This window comes from Amaricoccus macauensis, assembly GCF_014201905.1.
GTDB lineage: Bacteria > Pseudomonadota > Alphaproteobacteria > Rhodobacterales > Rhodobacteraceae > Amaricoccus > Amaricoccus macauensis.
In genome coordinates this window covers 75,139-90,345 of the sequence record NZ_JACHFM010000001.1, presented here as the reverse complement: position 1 = coordinate 90,345, position 15,207 = coordinate 75,139, and the positions used below count along the sequence as shown (strand labels likewise).

The window sequence follows — 15,207 nt, the reverse complement described above, 5'->3', positions numbered from 1 at the left end:
GAAGTTGCGGGAAAACCACCAAAAATCAGCACGCTGGGCGTCCTGAACCGAAGCGCGGGAAAATGCCTTGTGCCCAAAGACCTTGCCGAATATATCCGTCCTTGGAGAGGTGGCCGAGTGGTCGAAGGCACACCCCTGCTAAGGGTGCAGGCGGGGAACCGTCTCGAGGGTTCGAATCCCTTCCTCTCCGCCACTTGCCCTTGTGAAAGCTTTCTCCCGATCCGGCTGCGGCCGGATTTTTCCGTTGTATTCGAGGGTTATGCCGGTGGGGCTGTTAACCGGCCCACGCGCCGTGAGGCCCGGACGCGTTCTCTCAAGGGCGGTATTCTCCCGACCTGTTAACCGCCTCCGTTCCGGTGAATAGCCTCAAGTATTTGTTTTAAATCGATATTTTGAAATCCCTGATGCATGCGATTTGGTAAATCCATCTGCATGGCGGATGGAACAGAGATCGAACGCTGTCCGCTGCGCTGCAGTTCGGCTGCAGCTGGCAACCAATCCCGGCACAGCGGCCGTTCGTGCTTTGTGCTGACTCAACTGCGTGTTAGCATCGCCAAAAAGCGGTGAGGCGAGCAGTTGGCCCAGAAGTCAGACATCGAATGGACGGACGCGACGTGGAACCCGGTGACAGGCTGCACCAAGGTCGGTCCCGGTTGTGACAACTGCTATGCTGAGCGGTTCGCAGAGCGCTGGCGCGGAATTGCCGGACACCCCTACGAGCAGGGCTTCGACCTGACACTCTGGCCATCAAGGCTGAAGCAGCCCGTGCTCTGGAAGAAGCCGCGGATGATCTTCGTCAACTCGATGAGCGACCTCTTCCACAAGGACATCGATCGGAAATTCGTCGACGCGGTGTTCGATGCCATGGAGCAGGCGGACTGGCATGTCTACCAGGTGCTGACCAAGCGCAGCTCGCTCATGCGCAACTACGTCCGGCGACGGTATGGTGGTGGGTCGGTCCCTCGCCACATCTGGCTCGGCGTTTCTGTAGAGGACGCCGCGCATACGAGCCGGATCGAGCACCTGAAGCAGATCAATTCCGATGCACGCTTCATCTCGTTCGAGCCGCTGCTCGGACCGATCGGGGATGTTGATCTGCAGGGCGTCGCGTGGGCCATCGTCGGGGGGGAGAGCGGGCCTCGGGCTCGGCCCATGGACGAGAGCTGGGCACGCCAACTTCGTGACATCTGCGACCGTGACGACGTGGCGTTCTTTTTCAAACAATGGGGCGGTGCCCGGCCGAAGTCAGGCGGGCGCCTTCTTGATGGTGAAGAGTGGAATGGCTTTCCGTGGCAGATCGTTCCCGAACCCATCATCCGTGCTCTGCAGCCCGAGGATGCTTGATGCCACCTCGGATCGAAAACTATCAGGGGCGCGAACAGTCGTTCATCAAGCACCTGTTTCTCAACAAGTACCTTGAGTCAGCGGCGTACAAGCTGTTCCAGGGCAGATCGCCGGTCTTCAATTTCGTGGATGCATTTGCGGGTCCCTGGCGGGTCTCGGACACGGACAAATACTCAGACGCTTCATTTTCTCAGGCGATAGAAACGCTGGATGCCGTCCGCCGGTCGCTACTAGATATGGGGCGCCCGGGGCTGAAGGTTCGTTTCCGGTTCTGCGAGCGAAACCCGGCTTCGGTCGCCAAGCTCCAACAGTTTGCAGCCCAGAAGCCCGAATTCGATATCCGGGTGTTCTCTGGTGCTTTCGAGGACAATCTCGATGGCATCCGCTCCGCCTGCCGCGATGGCTTCACTTTCACTTTCATCGACCCAACCGGCTGGAATGTCGAGTCCGGCAAGATCTTCGATTTTCTCCGGAATCTCAACGGCGAGTTCCTGTTCAATTTCATGGCCGAAGAAGTGAACCGACACGCAGGTTGGGATGGTGTGGCGCAATCGGTCGGTCGCTTCCTAGCGGACCCCGCTTGGAAGGCTGCGTTCGAGGCGCTGCCCGAGGGGGCCAACGAAACGAAAATCCTGCATCTCTTGAAAGCCAGGATGAAGGAGGCACGGGTCGCGACGTATCTGACGGACATGGCCATCCGGAAGCCTCGTGAGGACCGGATCAAGATGCGCTTGATCCTCGGCACGCACAGTAGTTTCGGCGTAGAGGTGTTCCGCAGCGTTCAGGAAAAGGTGGAAAAGGAGGCGGTTCGCACCCGCCACGCTATCCAGACCGAGGAGAGCGGCCAGTCGCAGCTCTTTCCGGATGACCAGATCATCGCTTTCGAGACCGATCGTGACGGGGTCGGCTGTTCCTCCCACATGGGCTGGGCCACCGAACTGGTGCTTCGCATTGTTGCCGACAGACCGGGGATTGCGTTCAGCACGCTTGCCGGCGAGGTTATGGAGCAGGTTCCCGTCCGGACCACGCACCTGAACAAGATCGCAGCGACAAACCGAAAGGCCGGGTTGCTGCAGTTCGACCTTGCGACTGGCAAGCGAACCCCGAGCCCCGATACAAAGCTCTGGGCCGGTGAGGTGCAGGCAAATTAGGCCCGCCCGCCGCGACGGCCACGAGCAGTGGCGTGCACATCACCGACGCGCAACACCCACCATTGGCAAGCTGGCGTCGTCGTTTTCGACCAAGGCCGCGAGCCGAGCGAGCGCTTCCGCCACGATGCGGCCCTGATCGTGGATGCTCTGAATGATCTCAGCTGGCGACCGGTCGTCAAACTTTGCAACGGTGCTTGGATTGACCGCCTTCAGGTCGAAGACAGCAGCGTCAATGGCAGCTGCCTGAGCCTCCAGTTCTCGCGCCGACTTCTCCTTCTCGTTGATTTCGCCAATAAGCGCAGCCACCTCGGCATCTGAAGTCTTCAGCTTCTTCAGGCGCTTGAGCTTTTCCTTGAGGTCGATCACCTCGGCCTTGGTTTCAGCTGCCTGCGCCAGGATGGGCTGCATTTCTTCGCGGGCTTTCGCGCGGCGCGCGGCAAAGTCGATGGTCCAGGAGTAACGGCTGTCGGCCTCGGTCTTGCCACGGAGCGGCAGCAGCCGGGCGTAGGACGGGAACGGCTTCCCGGCGTTCTCTTCCTGCTCAAGCCAATCGGCGGTCAGATTGGCGGGCAGCGCGCTGTCGGCAAGCGGCTTCCCATCCTTGTCGAAACCGAAATGCGCCAGTGTGAGCGGGGTCTTCTTGCCGACCTTCACATGGCTCAGGTCGTAGTACCAGATTCGCTCGGTTTTCTTGCCTTTGGTGAAGAACAGCAAATTGGTCTTCACGCCCGCGCCAGCGGTCGAGAAGACCCCTCCCGGCAGGCTCACAATTGCCCAAAGGTCGCATTCGTCGACCAGCTTGCGCTTCGTCTCAACGAAGGAGCTTTCGTTGGTCCGGAACAGCATGCCTTCGTCGAGAACGATGGCGCAGGTGCCCTTCGGCGCCAGCTCGGCAAGGATGTCCTGGACGAACAGCACCTGCGTCGAGCTGGTCTCGAAGGCGAAGTTCTTCTGCGCGTCCTTACCTTCCTTTCCGCCGAACGGCGGGTTGGTCAGGATGACGTCAAACTGCTTCGGCGCCTTGTCGAACAGCGCGCCATAGGTTGCCCGGCGCGTGAGGGAGTTGCCATGCCAGAGATTGGGCTGGTCGATCCCGTGCAGGACGAGGTTGGCCAGCGCGATCGGGATGACGAGGTTCTCCTTCTCGCGGCCGAAGAACGTGTCGTGCTTCAAGGTCTCGAGATCGGTGCTCAGAGGGGACCGGCCCAGCTTCCGCGCGATGTGCTCGTATGCAATTGCCAGGAAGCCGCCCGTCCCGCAGCAGGGATCATAGATGGTCTTGCCGAGTTGCGGATCGACGGTGTGCACCATCGCCCGGATCACCTCGCGCGGGGTGAAGAACTGGCCGCCATCCGAGTTCTTTTCGCCCATCTTGAGCAGCAGGTCTTCGTACACCTGCGACAGGGTGAAGAAGTGGGTGTCGTCGATGTTGTCGACGCTGATCTCGTCCACGCGATCAAGGATGTCGCGCAGGTTCGTCTCGGAATCCACGCGAACGCGTTCGACCGCCGTCATGATCCGGCCGATGATGCGCTGCTTCGGCGATGCTGCGGGGTTCGGCAAACCCGTCCTTGCGTCTATGTCCAGCCCGTGCAGTGCCGGAAGCAGCTCCTTGTTGATGAAGTCGAAGAGCTTGCCGTCACCAGCGGCGAACAGTTCCTGGCGCTTCCAGCCGAACGGCTTCCCCTCCGGAGTCTTCGGATGGCCCGGCTTCTCGGAGTATGGCGCCGCCCAGTCCTGCCAGCGGTAGGGCGCGCGCAGGGCGTGCGAGAACCCGACGCCGACGGCATCGGCTTCTTCCTGATCGCGTGCCTCTTGGGCATCTAGTAGGCGCAGGAAAAGGATCCATGTCAGTTCCGGCACATACTGTAGGGCGCTGGCGCAATTGGAGCGACGCATCACGTCACAAATGCCCTTAACGAACGTCGAGAGAGATCTCACGCCGTTGATGCTTCTCTGCTGGGGTTTTGTCGATTTAGCTTGCTTCATTATTCTGCCCCAAAGGAAGCCGCAACAATTCTGTGTGGGAGGCTCCTTATGTCCCTGAGCTGCAAATCAATTGCAGACTTTATCGAGTTTATCTCAAATTGTGCAGTGCGTAGCTTATTGGCAAAATCCTGCTGAATATCGAAATCAGGTAGTGAGACCTCAGCCTCTGCCAGCCGATTGAAAAGCATACGTTCTCTCACCGCTCCTCTAGCCAGAGAAAGTATGCATTCGTGTCCGAGAGGCGAGCGGAGCCAGTAGTAGAACCATAGGGAGTCAATGCAGCCTTCATTCCCGCGGAATACAACATAGTCCGGACTTGTCATCCCAGGCGCGTCATCGTCGGAAACAAAAGCTACAGAACCAATAAGTATGCGCATCGGGTTGTAGAAAATGGTTCCTGGCGTCACTGGCTTGTATTTATGAGGGCTCTTCCCAGGCGGTTCTTTCGCTGGGGCAAGACCGTCAACTGTCGCGCCATACACCGGAACGTTTGCCCAGTCGGGACCAATGCCGCCTTTGATCTCCGTCAGGCCGTCGCCAAGCTTGATCTTCTTACTCACGATCCGAACAGCCTTCCCTTTGCCTCGCGCACAACGTCAAACGGCTTTCCAAGCCCGCGAAGCGCGGCGAGACCTCCTGCCATCCGGATTTCCGGTACATCCCACAGCGCAGGCGTTTCCAGCGCGTCGGTACCGCCTTGCGCGAACTGGGGGCCCAGTTCCTTCAGCACGACGGCCGCTTTCGGGTCCATGCCGTCAAACCAGCCGCGATTCAAGTCGATATACTGATTCCCTCGCTCGGGTCGCTTCAGAGCGCGCGCATGATAGCCGTGGTGGCCAAAGAAGTCGTAGAGATCAAAGTCGCTCATCTTGTCGATTTCGCGGATGACCTCAGGGCTGAAGTTGTCGCCCAGCAGATGGTCGATCAGGTCACGTCGCTTGCTGGTCTCGATCCAGAGCTCGCGGAACTCGTCCAGCGTGTGCGCCTCTGCAAGAACGCGCGCCATCACCTCGCGCCGGTACTCGTCCACCGGGATCGGGGTGTCGCGGCCCTCGCGGCTGACCAGGATGAAGCGACCCTGCGGGTTGATGACGACCTGCTTTCCGCCAATCTCTGCGACAGACGGGCCGTCGCTGCCCCCGTCGTCGCCGCCCTCGCCACCACTGCCTGTGCCTCCATCGCCTCGCGGACGTGGGGGCTTGGTGATGAACTCGGTGCCGAAGAGATCGGTGACGCCGGTGTAGTCGTAGAGCCAGAACTTGTACTTGGCCGTCTCTTCGTGGATGCGCGTGCCCCGGCCGACCATCTGGTAGAATTTGATCGGCGACTGGAGGTATCGGAAGAAGACAACGGCATTCAGCCGTTCGATGTCCACGCCGGCCTCCAACAGATCGACCGTGCAGGCGATGAAGGCGCGTTCGCCGGACCCGCGCATCGGCTCGATCATGTCGGCGCCGTTGTTCGCTCCGCCCATGCATTTGAAGGCGTAGTGGTCCTTCGGCGTCTGACCGTTCTCGCGGCACCAACGGACGTAGAGGTTGTTCATGTGCTGCGCGACCCGGTCGGCATGGATCTCGCGCGTGCAGAAGATGATGACCTTCTGCTCCGGCCCACCATTCGCGCAAAGGAGCTGGAACAGGTCCTCGCACATCTTCGGCGTGCGCAATTCGACGAACAGCTCGTCGTCGAAGTCCTTGCCGGTGTACTGCGCCTTGGGCAGGTCGTCCTCGGTCAGCGGCAAGCCCGTCTTGATGTCTCGGACACCCGCCCTGAGGATTTCTTCTCGGGTGAAGACCATGTTGTCGATGCTGGCCTTGCGCTTAACGATCTCGCAGGCCGCCAGATAGCCGTCCTCCTGCGCCTCGATCAGGGTGTACTCGTAGACCGGTTCGCCGAAGTACTTTCTGTTATTGGCAGTGATCTCCTGGTCCTCGGCGCTGGCCTGCGTCGATTCCTCGAGCTTCCGCGGCGTCGCGGTCAGGCCGATGTGGATGGCGTTCGGGTTGCGGCGAAGCACCTCGGACCACCGGCCCCAGGCAGAGCGGTGGCACTCGTCGATGATGATGACGCTAAACGCGTCCTGACCGTAGTGCTCGGACAGGAAGCTGGCGAACCCGTCATCGTCGTCCAGTCCGAGCGTCTGGTAGGTGGCGATATGGATCCGTGCGTTCTGCGCGGCGTTGCCGCCCCGCTCCGTCTTCACGATGCGGGCGTTGTCACCGAAAGCCGCCTTGAGCTTGTTGTAGGCCTGCTCGCGAAGTTCATCCCGGTCACACAGGAAGAGCGCTGGCTTGGGGAGCTGGCCGGCCTGCGACAGCCGCCAGAGCAGGTTCGTGGCGATAATCGTCTTGCCTGCGCCTGTGGCGAGCGTCAGCAACACCCGGGGTGCCGTGCCAGCCTGGCGGTCCAGAATGATCTTCTCGAAGGCGGCGCGGATCGCTGCATCCTGATAGTAGCGGCTTTGAGCCCATGCCGGGCTGTCCGCCTGGAACAGCATGGCTGCGTCGGGGGCGTGGAGGTCTATCCCACTGTCCTTCGCATACCGTGTCGTCAGGTCGGGGTGCGTGGGGAAATCGGGAAACTGAAAGGGCCCAGCCTGCAGGCTTGAGAAGCAGTCGTACTCCCCATAGCGGTGGCCATTGGTCGAGAAGACGTACTTGACCTCGTACCGCTCGCAATCGGCATAAGCCTTAGCTTGCTGCATGCCCTTGAGCGGATCGTCCCCCTCCTTCTTTGCTTCGAGCACAGCGATGGGCATCGACTTCGGCATGTCCGCGATCTGGACGCACAGGAGATAGTCCGTGCGCCCCGGACCTTTCCGCCTGCGCCCCTTTGGCCCTGTGGGCTCCACCGGCGGCGGCGTCAGAACGGTTTCGAGCGTAACCTGGTCCCGGCTTACATAGCCTTTTGCCCGGAGGACTGGGTCGATGAGGTGATACCGCGTATCGGCTTCATTCATGCTCATGGTCACCCTCCCGCCCAGCTGGAAAATGCTATCTGCGAACGGAAGGATGAATCGGGTCGGCATCCAGTGCCGAGAGTGCCTCGAAGCGATAGACCACTATGCATTGACTGACCATATCCGCTGCGCTCTATCGACCAGATCAGCCTGACGTGCGATCAGCAGGTCCTTCGTCCAATGATCAGCCGACAGGATCGGCTTTGTGGTGTCGAAGGAAACCCGGTTGTTCCGCTCTGCGTAAATCTTCTTCTTGCGGTCGAATGGGAAGTACTGCGCCTTGTAATTCTTGATGCCAGCAAGCAGTGCAAGATTGCCAAGGCGGTGCAGCCAGAGGCGGTGTTCGTCATCACTGAAACGCTCACGCCAGTAGGCGTCCTTGAGCGCCTGAGGCAGAACATGCTCGATAGTAATCTTTCCGCCGAAGTCCTTGGTGACCGACTCGTCCTGATCGGCCTCTTCAAGCCGCAGCAGGACGGCCTGCGCGAAGGGCCGCCCATAAACCTCGCCGTCAAGCAGAGAACGGAACTCATCGTCGTTGGCATTGGCGCGGAAGATCGCGTGGATGTCGTCCGCGTTTTTCCCGGCACGGATCGCGGTGATGAGCTGAAAGTACGCTGTTAAACGAGCAGTGAACGCGAGCCGCCGGATCCAGTTCTGATAGGTGATCCGTTCGAGTAGATCGATGAACTCCCCCTCTGGCATGTCAGCTACCGGCCTGTTCAAGAAGGCAAGCAGCGGCGGGATCCACTCTTCGAACGCTACCCGCTTGAGCGATCTGACCGCGCGACGAGCTGCAGGTGCCTCGAACTCGTTCCTGAGAACGCGCAGATAATTGCGAGCGGAGGTATTCACTTCGTCGAGGAAAGTGAACGGCGACGCTGCAGTCTCGATAAGGGGTTCAAACTCCTCGTGCAGTGCCTTCCGTGCTTTTGTCGCGACAATCGAACTGCGATGATGCGCCATGAACTGGTCAAGCCGCTCGATACCGATCTGCTCCTCCAGTTCGAGCCATGCCTCGTCCAGGTCACTGCTTCGGGTTGCATTGCCGCCGAGCCGCGCGAACAGCATGTTTTTTATCAAGTCCGCATTTGACAGCGCCATGCCTCGGGCATTCAGAACGTTGAACAACCGGTAAGCCGACTGCCAGGAAGCAGTGGTGACAAACACCACATAGACCCTGCTGAGCAGGTAGTTCGCGAACAGCTTCAGCGTCTTCTGGTCATGCTGAGCAATGAAGCTGTCGATGGCCTCGAGGTTCTCGATGATGCGCTGCTTTGGGGCGTCCTGCTCCTTAGCGACTTCTTTTCGGACCGCCTCGGGCACCGTTTCCCCTGCCAGAACATGTCGGCGGAAGAAGTTCTGATCTCGCTGGCGCAGGGTCAGGCGTGGCGACTCCTCTTCACCGGTCAGGGCATTGCGTGGCAAGACGCGCCGACCGAGTTCGGATTTCGCCGGTTCATCGACGCCATCGCGCAGGCGTGAAAAGATCAAGTTGAGCGTTGTCAGACGCTGTTGACCGTCCACGACATCATAAAGACGACCCTTCTCACGCTCGATCGTGATCAGCGAGCCGATGAAATATTCCTCATCGTTAGCCGCAAACGCCTCCCAAACATCATCGAGTAATTGCTCAACGTTACCCTTCTCCCAAGAATATGGGCGCTGATACGTGGGTATTTCGTATCTAATCTGTTCCGTCAGAATCTGACTTATCGTGCGCTCGGCCGCTTCCATTGTCGCTCTCAACTATCGGACGGCGACGGGATTGCCGGGCGCCCCGATTTTGAGCTGACATTACCGCCGTTTACGGCGCTAGACTAAGCTGTCGCCCTAGGGCGACGCAAGCATGAAGCCAGCTGCTCGCCGATGGCATCTTCAATCTAGGGGAGCGCTCAGGACAGTTCGCTGCTCGGACCACGCCATTGGCAGGGTGCTGCGCAGCGCCTCCAGCTTGAGACCGGACGGCTGACTGCCGTCAAGGATACTCTCCACTAAATCAGGCGCCAGTTGAGTGAGGCGCATGGTTCTCGTCAGGTATGGAGCGGCGATCCCCTCCCGCTCGGCCAGTTCGGCGATGGTAGCGAACTCACCCGACTCGAGCATCTGCTTCCAGCGGAAGGCGCGGGCCAGCGCCTTGACCAGCGTGTTGTCCGCCTTGCGGTCTGGCCGGACGCCATCGGGAAGTTGCATTTCCTTGCGCCCGCCGCGCTTAACGACGCGGAACGGCACGTGGAGCGTCACCGTCTCGGGGATCGGCGTCGCGCGGGTCACGCCGCTGCTCCGATGCTGCCAGACAGCATCTCGCGCGCGAGCCCTCCGAGGCCGTCCATCCGGAGCCGGAAGTTGAGCCCGTTCGCGCCGATATCGACGCGCTCGACCAAAAGCGTGACAATGCGCGCCTGCTCGGCGGGGAAGAGTTCGTCCCACAGCGGGTCGAGCTGCTGCAACGCCGCGCGGGCGTCGGCCTCGGAGATGTCGTCGGCGCGGGCACGCGCCGCCTTCCAAGTCCCCGCAACAATCTCTGGCTGCCGGAACACGGCACGGAGTTGGTCGATGACTGCGGCCTCAATCTCCCCTGCTGGCACGCGGGCCACGGGGCATGACCCGGCACCATGCTTCAGCACTGTCTGGCTGACGTAGTAGCGGTAGAGCCTGTCGCCCTTCCGGGTGTGCGTCGGCGAGAAGGCCGCGCCGTCCGGCCCGAACAGCAGCCCCTTCAGCAGCGCGGGCGTGTCGGCGCGGGTGCGCGCGGCGCGCTTGCGCGGGCTTTCCTGCAGGATGGCGTGGACCTTGCCCCACGTGTCGCCGTCGATGATGGCGTCGTGTTCGCCGGGATAGCTGTCGCCCTTGTGGACCGCCTCGCCGATGTAGGCGCGGTTGCTGAGCATCCGATAGATGTATTTCTTGTCGATCCGGTTGCCGCGGGGCGTCCGAAGTCCCCGCATGCCGACCTCCCGCGCCAGTTCCGTGCAGGAGCCGATCTCGAGGAAGCGGGCGAAGATCCAGCGCACATGCGCTGCGGCTTCCTCGTCCACCACCAGCTTGCGGTTCTCGACGCGGTAGCCGTAGGGCGGCACCCCGCCCATCCACATGCCCTTCTTGCGGCTGGCGGCGACCTTGTCGCGGATGCGCTCGGCGGTCACTTCGCGCTCGAACTGGGCGAAGGACAGCAGGATGTTTAGCGTCAGCCGCCCCATGGAGGTCGTCGTGTTGAACGACTGCGTCACCGAGACGAAGGTCACCCCGTTCCGGTCGAACACTTCGACCAGCTTGGCGAAATCGGCCAGCGAGCGGCTGAGGCGGTCGATCTTGTAGACCACCACCACGTCGACCAGCCCGTCCTCGATATCCTCAAGCAGCCGTCTCAGGCCGGGGCGTTCGAGCGTGCCGCCCGAGATGCCGCCGTCGTCATACTGATCGCGGACGAGCACCCAGCCCTCGGAGCGCTGGCTGGCAATGTAGGACTCGCATGCCTCACGCTGGGCGTGGAGGCTGTTGAACTCCTGTTCCAGCCCTTCCTCGGAGGATTTTCGGGTGTAGACCGCACAGCGCAGCTTGCGGACGACCTTCGATTTCTCGGGCGGCTTCGTCATGTCCGCCCCCTGTGGTTCTTCAGCCCGAAGAAGGTCCACCCGTTCCAGCGCGTGCCGGTGATGGCGCGGGCGATGGCGGACAGCGACTTGTACGGCCGACCTTGCCACTCGAAGCCGTCGGTGGTGACGGTGACAACCTGCTCGACACCCTGCCATTCGCGCAGCAGCCGCGTGCCCGTGATGGGGCGGTCACGGTCGGCGCGGATGCCGCGCTTCCTCTTGTCCCCGCCATCCAGTTCCTCGCCCAGCCGCTCCAGGCGCCGGATCGTTTCGGGCTTCAGCCCGCCGTAGGCGAGTTCCTGGATGCGGTATGCCAGTCGGGACTCGAGATAGCGGCGGTTGAACGGCGGCGGCTCGCTGTCGAACAGATCGCGCCACTGCTTCTTCAGGTCAGGCGTTGGCGTGGTCTTCAGCGCGACTAGGCGCGCGGGGATGGGATCGGGCTTGTTCATGCATTTCTCCGGTGCGTTGGAGTTGCATGACGGCACTGGTCGGGCGGATAGTGTAGGCAACGTTCTCCACTATCGTCAGATACTTCGCCCCCATCCTGCATCCGCAACCGGACCAGCCCGAGCGCCAGCAGGCCGCACAGCTCGGCGCGGCGCTCTGCGGGCGTCATCTGGTCGGGCGGGAGCGGATTGGGGCGTTTCATGCGGCCGACCGCTCCGCACGGCCAAGAACGGCGGCGGTGATCGCGCCACGGTTCCAGCGGAAGTTCAGGTGGCAGTTGGCGGCGTATTTCGACAGGCTGAAATCCAGCCCGTTGGCCTCGTGCCCCGCGCGCTGCAGCAGGTCCATCTGTTTCATCGTCGCCGGGTCGTTCAGCCAGCGACGGCTCTTGATCGAGGCGGTCCCCGTCTCGGTGGCGCGCAGGAAATCGTCTGCGGCGGCGAGCGCCTGCACCCGGGTGCCGATGGCGAGCGGCCGGATCGCCCTGCCTTTCGGCTGTCCGAGCGCGTGCCAGAGCGCGCCGTCATGGAACACCCCGGCCCAGCCATTGAACCCGCTCGCCATCATCGCCTGGCCGTCGCCATGCAGATCGCACCAGGCGAACGGGGACCGCTCCAGCAGGTCGATCTCCATCATGTCGAAGGCGGTCAGCAGTCGAGCCTCTGCTCGTTCCCGCGTGAAGACGTGACCGCAGAAATCACAGACCGATGCTCCAAGCGGCAATTCGGCTCCACAGGTCGGGCACAGTTTCCATGGTGCTTGGCCTGGCTCAGGATCGTCCTCGTCGAGGGTGATCTCCTGTTCGAGCGACCCGTGCCGGAGCGCCGCGCCCGCGAAGTCGAGCACGACGCAGTCGGTTTTCACGATGCCTGGGAAACGCGCGGGATCAACCCGCCGCAGACCGCGACCGACTGCCTGGATGAAGGTACCCTTGTGCAGCATGGGGCGCAGGATGCCGATGCAGCCGACGGGCTGGCTGTCGAAACCCTCGGTCAGGACCATGCAGTTCGTCAGCACCTGCACCTCGCCCCGGTCGAACCGGGCGATGAGGTCGACGCGCGTCCGCGATGGCATCTCGCCCGAGATCGTCTCGGCCGTGACGCCGGCCGTGCGGAATGCCTCGGCAACTGCATCGGCATGGTCGACCGTCGCACAGAAGAAGATGGTGCGCCGGTCCGCTGCCTTCGCCTGCCAGTGTTCGACGACGGCCTCGTTCAGCACCGAGCGGTTCAGCACCTTGTCTGCCGCGCGCATGTCGAAATCGCCGGCGGTGGCGCCGAGCCCCGCCAGTTCGTCCTCGACGCCGAGATCGATGGTATAGGTGCGCGGTGGCACCAGGAGACCGCGACTGATCAGCGTGCCGATCTTGAGGTGATAGCCGACATTGCTGAAGGTGCGGCGCAGGCTGCGGCCATCGCCGCGACCCGGCGTGGCCGAGAGCCCGAGCAGCTTGATCTCCGGATTGAGCGCCCGGGCCTCGTCGATGATGGACTGATAGCTTTGCGCCGCGGAGCGGTGGCATTCGTCGATGACGAGATGCGAGACCGGCGCCATCCGCTCGCGCCGGTTGGCGCGCGCCAGGGTCTGGACGCTTCCGAAGACGATGCGGCCGTCCCAGTCGTCCTGCTCGGCCTTGACCACCGAGGTCGGCATTCCGGTGACAGTGCCGATGGCGCTGCGGTTCTGATCGATCAACTCGTCGGTGTGCTGCAGCACCAGAACGCGGTCGTGTTTGCGTTGCTCCAGTTCCTCGCCGATGTAGAAACCGGCGATGGCCGTCTTTCCCGCCCCGGTGGGCAGCACCAGCATGGTGTTGCCATGTGCGGCGGTGCGGTCGCGGGCGGCATCGACCGCCGCCCTTTGATAGTCGCGCGGAATCATGGTCGTCCCCCTCAGCGTGCCCAGAAGGGCGCGGAGCCGGAGGACGGCGCGCCCGACTGACCCATGCCGTTGTCTGCAAGCTGCGGGCCCGAGGCGGTGAACTGACCCTGCTGCGGTGGCTGGGCTACGCTGCCCATCACCCGAGCGTATTCGGCATGGTCGGCGCCGAGCGCGGCCTTGATGACGTTGCGCCCGGTGTCGTCGGGCTTGTCCTTGTCGCGCTCGATGCCGATGCGCGCCACGAACTCCAGCCCGCTCAACTCGCCGAGGCTGCGGATCATCCGCGCGGCGCGGGCGGCGTTCGACTGGTCATCGGCACGCACGCCGCGGGCGGATTCGAGGATGCCGCGGATCATGGCGCGCCCGCGGTTGCCATAGGTGTCGTCGCCGGGACCGCCCGCAGCTTTTCCGCGAAATCCGATGCGCGTGTAGATGCGGCGCCGCGCGAACGGCCCCTCCATCACGACTGCCTCGGTGTTGAGGTAGAGGGCCGGGCTCGTCTTGCTCTGGGTGAGCCAGCCTTCCGGGCCCGCGCCGCCGGGGCGGACGGTGAGGCAGACCTTGACCAGCGTGTTGGCCGGGATGAGGTCGAAAGCGGCGTCCTGCGTGTCCGCGCCGTTGAAATCCATGTCGCTCGCCATTGTCATGCTCCTTTCGTCGTCGGGGGATTGGGTGCGGTGGCGGCCGCGGGCAGATCGAAGTTCAGGCGGGCAGCGCCATCGGGGCGCGGACCACGGATCTTCGCCATGAGCCGCCCGAGATGGGCGGGCTCGATCATCGACAACCGGCCGCTGCGGTCCTTCGCAGGCAGGCCGAAATCGTTGATGGTGGTGCAGATGAACGCCCTGAACGGGTCACCCTTCTCGGGGCGCAGTTCGGTCAGGGTCACGACTTCGTCGACGATGCCGGGCAATTCGAGGCCGGTCTTCGATCCCTCGATCTGCATCGAGAAGAAGGGCTTGCCGAAGTCGTCGAGCTTGCGGTCGAGAAGACCGACCAGCCAGATGTTCTTGGCGGGCGTGTGCTGCAGATGCGTGAGCCAGCCGATCATCTCCTGGCCGAGCAACCCGTAGGTCGCGCGGAGATCCGGCTTGCCGGTGCGGTCGGACTGGGCCTGGGATTGGCCCTTGCACCACTGAAGGCAGATGCGGGAGGCGACGGAGATGCTGTCGACGAAGACCGTGTCGTACTTGTCGAGCTGGCCGGCGGGACCGAAGGCCGCGCAGACCCGCGCGAAGTGCCCGGGCCCATAGGACTGGTCGTCCCGCATGGCCGGGTTGGCGCCGCCGATCCAGGCGGCGAGATCGCGGGCGACCTCCCAGTCGCGGATGCGGATCTCGTCGCCGGGCCAGCCCTGAACGGCCAACTCGCCCGCCTCGAGGTTCAGGAAAAGCGTTCGCTGCGGATCGAGGGTCAGCAGCTGCGTGGTCTTGCCGATGCCAGAGGTGCCCGTGAGCACCCCCTTGATGCCGCGCGCCTCGCGCAGGCGTTCGTCGGCCTTGATTATGCGGAGCGGCCCGCCGCCGAAGGGGGCGCTCACTTGCCGCCCTCCAGATCCCGCACAGCGGCCGAAATGGCGATGTCCGCGCCACAGGCGCCCTGGCGGCGCGCCATCTTCAACACGTCGCCAAGCGCACTCGTGAGCCGGTAGAGCTCGGACTGCTGCCGCGCCAGGGCGACAAGCGCGAACTCGATGTCGTCCACAGTGGCGCGCTCGATCGGCACCGCGCGGTTCGGCCTCTCAGACAGGGCCGGAACGTTGATCGTGTCGGGGATCGCCTCCATCCAGCTCGACTGGCGCAGGCGTTTCAGGGGGGAAGTCGTGAACATGGTGATG

The 15,207-nt window shown here is 62.7% G+C and carries 13 protein-coding genes and 1 tRNA gene; 3 read left to right on the top strand and 11 right to left on the bottom strand.

Annotated features, from left to right (window positions below; all coding sequences use genetic code 11):
- Window positions 1-103: 103 nt before the first annotated feature.
- The 3 genes from HNP73_RS00480 (at window position 104) to tcmP (ending at window position 2,495) form a co-directional block, all read left to right on the top strand.
- A tRNA-Ser gene (locus HNP73_RS00480) sits at window positions 104-193 on the top strand.
- A 383-nt stretch (window positions 194-576) separates the two neighbouring features.
- A complete protein-coding gene (locus HNP73_RS00475; protein ID WP_184146010.1) occupies window positions 577-1,344 on the top strand; it encodes a DUF5131 family protein in 768 nt (255 codons plus the stop codon).
- Entirely contained in the window at window positions 1,344-2,495 is a 1,152-nt protein-coding gene (tcmP, locus tag HNP73_RS00470; RefSeq protein WP_184146008.1) for a three-Cys-motif partner protein TcmP, read from the top strand. Before HNP73_RS00475 ends, tcmP begins: the two co-directional genes overlap by 1 nt.
- Window positions 2,496-2,534: 39 nt before the next feature.
- Here tcmP and HNP73_RS00465 read toward each other — a convergent pair whose 3' ends face one another.
- The 11 genes from HNP73_RS00465 to HNP73_RS00415 form a co-directional block, all read right to left on the bottom strand.
- Window positions 2,535-4,484, bottom strand: a complete 1,950-nt coding sequence (locus HNP73_RS00465) for a class I SAM-dependent DNA methyltransferase (protein WP_184146006.1) — start codon at window positions 4,482-4,484, stop codon at window positions 2,535-2,537.
- Window positions 4,484-5,044 (bottom strand): restriction endonuclease subunit S, encoded by a 561-nt coding sequence (locus HNP73_RS00460; protein WP_184146004.1) that lies wholly within the window; start codon window positions 5,042-5,044, stop codon window positions 4,484-4,486. Before HNP73_RS00460 ends, HNP73_RS00465 begins: the two co-directional genes overlap by 1 nt.
- Window positions 5,041-7,449 carry a DEAD/DEAH box helicase family protein gene (locus tag HNP73_RS00455; protein WP_184146002.1) on the bottom strand — a complete coding sequence of 803 codons (2,409 nt, stop codon included), beginning with the start codon at window positions 7,447-7,449 and terminating at the stop codon, window positions 5,041-5,043. The genes HNP73_RS00460 and HNP73_RS00455 overlap by 4 nt, the downstream gene beginning before the upstream one ends.
- A 96-nt stretch (window positions 7,450-7,545) precedes the next feature.
- Window positions 7,546-9,180, bottom strand: a complete 1,635-nt coding sequence (locus tag HNP73_RS00450; protein WP_184146000.1) for a DUF262 domain-containing protein — start codon at window positions 9,178-9,180, stop codon at window positions 7,546-7,548.
- Window positions 9,181-9,321: 141 nt separating this feature from the next.
- Window positions 9,322-9,717: a hypothetical protein gene (locus HNP73_RS22805; RefSeq protein WP_343063163.1), complete on the bottom strand. Its 396-nt coding sequence runs from the start codon at window positions 9,715-9,717 to the stop codon at window positions 9,322-9,324.
- Entirely contained in the window at window positions 9,714-11,039 is a 1,326-nt protein-coding gene (locus HNP73_RS00440; protein WP_184145998.1) for a recombinase family protein, read from the bottom strand. The genes HNP73_RS22805 and HNP73_RS00440 overlap by 4 nt, the downstream gene beginning before the upstream one ends.
- Window positions 11,036-11,491, bottom strand: coding sequence for a DUF2924 domain-containing protein (locus tag HNP73_RS00435; protein ID WP_184145997.1), 456 nt, complete (start codon window positions 11,489-11,491; stop codon window positions 11,036-11,038). The genes HNP73_RS00440 and HNP73_RS00435 overlap by 4 nt, the downstream gene beginning before the upstream one ends.
- 196 nt (window positions 11,492-11,687) lie before the next feature.
- Window positions 11,688-13,370, bottom strand: a complete 1,683-nt coding sequence (locus HNP73_RS00430; protein ID WP_184145996.1) for a DEAD/DEAH box helicase — start codon at window positions 13,368-13,370, stop codon at window positions 11,688-11,690.
- A gap of 11 nt (window positions 13,371-13,381) precedes the next feature.
- Window positions 13,382-14,017 (bottom strand): hypothetical protein, encoded by a 636-nt coding sequence (locus HNP73_RS00425; RefSeq protein ID WP_184145995.1) that lies wholly within the window; start codon window positions 14,015-14,017, stop codon window positions 13,382-13,384.
- On the bottom strand, window positions 14,014-14,910 hold the full coding sequence (locus HNP73_RS00420) for an AAA family ATPase (RefSeq protein ID WP_184145994.1): 897 nt from the start codon (window positions 14,908-14,910) through the stop codon (window positions 14,014-14,016). Before HNP73_RS00420 ends, HNP73_RS00425 begins: the two co-directional genes overlap by 4 nt.
- Window positions 14,907-15,200 carry a hypothetical protein gene (locus HNP73_RS00415; RefSeq protein WP_083548819.1) on the bottom strand — a complete coding sequence of 98 codons (294 nt, stop codon included), beginning with the start codon at window positions 15,198-15,200 and terminating at the stop codon, window positions 14,907-14,909. The genes HNP73_RS00420 and HNP73_RS00415 overlap by 4 nt, the downstream gene beginning before the upstream one ends.
- Window positions 15,201-15,207 lie beyond the last annotated feature (7 nt).

Coding starts and splice junctions, on each gene's coding strand:
- tcmP (WP_184146008.1), top strand. CDS start 1,344: ATGCCACCTCGGATCGAAAACTATCAGGGGCGCGAACAGTCGTTCATC.
- HNP73_RS00450 (WP_184146000.1), bottom strand. CDS start 9,180: ATGGAAGCGGCCGAGCGCACGATAAGTCAGATTCTGACGGAACAGATT.
- HNP73_RS00430 (WP_184145996.1), bottom strand. CDS start 13,370: ATGATTCCGCGCGACTATCAAAGGGCGGCGGTCGATGCCGCCCGCGAC.
- HNP73_RS00440 (WP_184145998.1), bottom strand. CDS start 11,039: ATGACGAAGCCGCCCGAGAAATCGAAGGTCGTCCGCAAGCTGCGCTGT.
- HNP73_RS00465 (WP_184146006.1), bottom strand. CDS start 4,484: ATGAAGCAAGCTAAATCGACAAAACCCCAGCAGAGAAGCATCAACGGC.
- HNP73_RS00435 (WP_184145997.1), bottom strand. CDS start 11,491: ATGAACAAGCCCGATCCCATCCCCGCGCGCCTAGTCGCGCTGAAGACC.
- HNP73_RS00425 (WP_184145995.1), bottom strand. CDS start 14,017: ATGACAATGGCGAGCGACATGGATTTCAACGGCGCGGACACGCAGGAC.
- HNP73_RS00455 (WP_184146002.1), bottom strand. CDS start 7,449: ATGAGCATGAATGAAGCCGATACGCGGTATCACCTCATCGACCCAGTC.
- HNP73_RS00415 (WP_083548819.1), bottom strand. CDS start 15,200: ATGTTCACGACTTCCCCCCTGAAACGCCTGCGCCAGTCGAGCTGGATG.